Below are 4,788 nucleotides of genomic sequence, written 5' to 3' on the forward strand. Positions count from 1 at the left end.
GAAGTTGCATTTCCTGTTATTTCCGGGAATAAGAAGGGTTTGAGAGTATTCTCCTTCATAAAGAATGCTGCAAGAAATGAAACTCTTATGGGAAAAGTTGAGGGTAATAAAAGCCGTATAAATGTCTCGGAGCTTGATAGAGGTGAAAAAAAGTGTTAGAGATAAAAATATTGAAACAAAAGCAAAAAGTCTTTCCTACGGCATAAAGGAAGTGAAGAGGAGGGATGTGATAAATGATAAAATGGCAAAGGCGATAACGAAATCATGTGAAGAAGGTTCGAAGCTTATCCAATCTGTGACATCGACTCCTTCGATAGATAAACCATTGAGAAGTATGGTGATAAATGTGTTGGATCAACAAACAGCCAATGTGACCATAGATATGCCGTTACCGGTCATTGATTCCACTGTTTATGCGTATATGGTCGAATTATTCCATTCAGAATATGAAGAAGGCTTTAAGGAAGGATTGGAATACCTTTTCGATTCAAAAATGGTCGAATATACAATGGTGGAGGATTCATCAAATTTCTCTTTGCATTTTGATATAATATTGAAGGGCAATTACACCAGTAATTTCATTATTAAGGCAATGCCAGTAAAATATACAAATTATCTACCATTGGATTACGATAGAATCATCGTTTCAAAGAATTCGTCCACGATAACAACCATCACGAATTATGTTCTATCAACGGAATGCAAGGTACCTTTAACTGAAGGCGTTATTGCTCCATCCCGAACTGCTCCACTGCAAGCATTAACCTTACCTATAGAAAATGCAGAGAATGTATATGGTTTAAACTCGGATTCCAGGTTTTGCATTCCTGATTATTGGGCGGGATGGGGCGGAGACAATGTCCCGGGGACAGGATATACTGCTCTAGAAATAGCTGAAATGTATAAGCCTTATTTTGTCAAGGATTCTGATACAACTTACCCAGATAAGGTTTTCTATCGAGTTTATAAGGGAGATGATCCCTATACTACCACCACAAACGATGCGATTCTAATCATGTATTACGGATTTTGGTGTAGACAGGATGAATTTCCTAGACATTGCAACGATGCAGAACAGGTATATATCTGGGTCAATTCGGTTGGAGAAGACCCTTATAAGATTGCTTATGACCGCTGGACATTATGGGATTGGCATCTTCACCACGTCGAAAGGGCTAAGTCAGGAGATGGAGCAACATGGGTAGATATTCCAAATAATACATACGACCACGATGAAATAGAGAACGTTTACTCACAACATGCCAGCTATAATCCACAGGGCAGGAGATTATATAATAGCTTTCACAGATGGGGGGATCATCCATGTCAAGTCCTACTAAATGACATCATAAACGAATTCGACAACCACCATCTTTGGGTAAGGATAGGAACAGGATGGCACACCTACGACCCCCTTATCTACGACAATGACACCACTTCTTACACAACTTATACTTTATATCCTTTAGATGATGAGACCTTAATTAAATGGTACACTACTTATGCCTGTTGCACAGATTTAAAAGTTTGTGAATTCGCCGCTGACCTCTCAGACCCATTTCATGGATTATTCTGGGAAGACCCTAATGTGTGCGACCCGGTATTCCCCTTACTCAGTGGATTCATAGACTCGGCTGAGATGGACATGAGCAATGGAACCCTAACGGTAAACATATCGGCATACTATGATAACAGCGGTGCCGGTGGCACTGCGGGACAGAAACTGAGAGGATTGTGGAAGGATAGATTCTACGCTTATCTCGTGGGAGAGGGAAATCGTGTTTTGCTCGGAGAACCTTTTGCCATGAAAGAATATTCTGCTGGAGACTATACGTTGCAATTCGACGATTTGCCGCTTGGCACTTATGAACTTCACATGGAGATAACCGACAACATGGATTTGGAATGGAAAAAGGCTTGGGCAAGGGCAGAGGAAGAGATTACTATAGAGTTCGAGGACGACTTCGAGGACCCCAATTTCTCGCTCGGTGCATGGGTACCAAATAACGGTGAGTGGTCTGTACATGTAAATGAAAGTGGCAATAATTATCTCTGGACTACCTCACCCGCTGCGGATGGCAACGACCCCATTATCCAACTGAAAGGCACGTCCAACTGGACGGATTACACTGTGGAAACCGATTTCGCTTTCATAGATACCGGGACTGAAGGAGCTGCCGCTTATATCATCGGTCGTGATTCTATACAGATCGGCGAGACACACCCCTACGGCGGGTTTTATATAGCAAGCGTGCAGATAGAAAAACATGGTAGCGAATGGAAGGGAAATGCCACCGTGCAGCGAGCATACGATGCAAATGGTGACAGCAACATCACACAGGACGAACTGACGGTTTTAGCCATCGAAAATCTGAATTCTGATATTATAAGTGACCTTGTGAATCACTACTGGTGTACCCTGAAGGTAGGATTTGAGGGTCCCATCATAACGGTGTACGTTAAGACCCCATCAACAGGTGAAAATCTGGTACTATCCGTGAGCGATGGCTGGCTTACAAAAGGCGACATCGGTTTGGGTGCGAGCGAAGCAGAAGGCACAACAATAAAAGCCGCTTTTGACAACGTCCGCGCTTCAAAAGGCTGTATCTTTAACGACCAATTTGAGAACATACGGTTCTCCGAAGGTGCATGGCTCGTGAGCTCTTCTACAGATTGCTACATTACCGAAATTGATGGAAACGGTGTAATGGTTATAGACGACCCCGCGGGCGAGGGACCGTATGCGTATGTTGACCAGGACTTCGGGACAAGAAGTGCAGTGGTAGAGGGTATGTTTAACGTTAGCGAAGACAAATCGGGGCAATCACACGCAAGTGTCGCGATCACACAGAATAAAGGTGCATCTTATTCACTACTGTACGGCTTCAATGCAAAGACTGATGATGAAACTTTCATAATATACTGGTATGATACTGAGACCAGCGAGCAGGGCAGTGCTTACAAGAGCTACTCATTCTCCTCCAATCAGTGGTATAACTTCAAACTGGTGATAGACAACGATAACAATATGATGTACGCATACATAGATAACAGACTGGAGCTGGAGTTAGACCTTCCGGGAAGTGCAACAGGCAACATCTCCAGAGTGTTGTTATGGGATAAATACGCAAAGGTGCTCTGGGATAATATTTACGTTGAACAAACACCCGCAGACACTGCACCTCCGACAGTATCTATAACCTCACCCGGTGAGGGTGATACCGTTTCAGGTGTCTTCACGGTGGAAACAACTGTAACCGACACAGGCGGCAGTGGTATAAATCATACTGCGCTGTATGCAAATGATTCGCTTGTTGCAGTGAATACCACTGGCACTACCAATCCAATTTTCAAGCTCGATACTGCTACGATGGATTCAGGCAACTGCACGCTTACGGCTGTTGCGGTGGATAGTGCAATGAACAGCAACTGGACAGCGATAAGTGTAGATGTTAATAAGCTTCCTATTGCAAATTTCACATATTCGCCAAAAAATCCCACTACCGCTGATAATATTACCTTCAATGCTTCTGAATCTTACGACCCCGATGGAAATATAACGGCTTACGATTGGGATTTTGGTGATGGAAATACAAGTAGCGGTGTTATTACTACTCATCGCTACTCAACCGCAGGCAACTACACGGTAAACCTGACGGTTACGGATGACGATGGAGCGACAGATAGCACGTCAAAGGTTATAACCGTTCCCACAGGAATAACCACTTGTGAAGAGCTGCAAAATATGAAGAACGATTTATCCGGAAATTATTATTTAGCCAACGATATTGACTGTTCTGACACCGTAAACTGGAATTCAGGCGCAGGTTTTGAACCAATTGGCAATTCAAGTAATCCATTCACTGGAATTTTTGATGGCGGAGGTCATAAAATAACAAATCTATATATAAACCGACCTTCTACTGATTTCGTTGGCTTGTTTGGAACTATTGCTTCAGGAAGCGAGATAAAGGATGTTGGGTTGGAAGATGTTGATATAAAAGGCAATGAGCGTGTCGGCGGTTTAGTTGGTCAGAATAGAGGAAATATCACCAATTCCTATTCAACCGGTAGTGTAACCGGCATCGGTCTCAATTTTGTAGGTGGTTTAGTTGGACACAATTACGACAGTGGAACAATTGAAAACTGCTATTTTTATGGCAGCGTAAGCGGTCAACATGAGGTTGGCGGTTTAGTTGGCTCGAATGAAAAGCCATATGGTGGAACAACAATGCCAAGAATCCTTAGATCTTATTCTATGGGTAGTGTAACTGGTACCGGTCGTGTTGGTGGATTAGTGGGTCTTAATTACTGGGATGGCGAAATCATCAATTCTTATTCCCATAGTAGTGTAAGTGGTGAATCTTCTGATATAGGTGGTTTAATTGGTGAGGTTTACGGTGTAACAGTCATCAATTCTTATTCTACTGGTCAAGTAACCGGTAGTGGTTCTTACGTTGGTGGTTTAATCGGCTATAAACATCATGGAACAATCACACATTCTTACTGGGACATAGAAACATCTGGACAGAGCAGCAGTGCAGGCGGAGAAGGAAAAACAACCGCGGAGATGAAACAGCAAGCAACTTTTATCGGTTGGGATTTCACCAACATCTGGGATATTATAGAAGGTGTAACCTATCCGTATTTGCGGTGGGAAGAAGCACCAGCGTTATGGACAAGATACTCATCCAGAATAGACAACGAAACACAATGTTTAGGAGTAGGCGGACTTGCAGTAGATTCCGAAGACAATGTAATCATTGCCAGCAACAGAGACGTAATAAA

At 42.9% G+C, this 4,788-nt stretch carries 1 protein-coding gene; it reads left to right on the plus strand.

Annotated elements, in window-relative coordinates:
* Nucleotides 1–142: 142 nt before the first annotated feature.
* Nucleotides 143–4,788 (plus strand): PKD domain-containing protein (locus J7J01_03875; GenBank protein MCD6210020.1); only part of this gene is annotated, 4,646 nt, incomplete at its 3' end.

Source organism: Methanophagales archaeon (assembly GCA_021159465.1).
Lineage (GTDB): Archaea > Halobacteriota > Syntropharchaeia > Alkanophagales > Methanospirareceae > G60ANME1.